Here is a 288-nt window from a genome sequence, read left to right on the forward strand (position 1 = left end):
CGACGTAGCGCACGTCGCCGGCGCGCACCAGGGTGTCGAGTGCGTCGAGCGTTTCCTCGATCGGCGTGGCCGGATCGAAGGCGTGGATCTGGTAGAGGTCGATGTGGCCGACGCCGAGCCGCTGCAGGCTGGCCCGGCTCTGGCCCAGCACGTGCCGGCGCGAGCCGCCGCGCATGTTCGGTCCCTCGCCCATCGCCGATGCCACCTTGGTGGCGATCACCACGTCGTCGCGCGCGACGCCCAAGTTGCGCAGCGACTGGCCGAGCATCGTCTCGCTGCGGCCGTCGG

The 288-nt window shown here is 71.9% G+C and carries 1 protein-coding gene; it reads right to left on the reverse strand.

The features are described from left to right. On the reverse strand, positions 1-288 hold a 288-nt coding region (locus tag SB719_RS19595; RefSeq protein ID WP_412159660.1), incomplete at both ends, for an aldo/keto reductase.

The sequence above is a fragment of the Pantoea sp. SIMBA_079 genome, assembly GCF_046940275.1.
Taxonomy (GTDB): Bacteria; Pseudomonadota; Gammaproteobacteria; order Enterobacterales; family Enterobacteriaceae; genus Pantoea; species Pantoea borealis.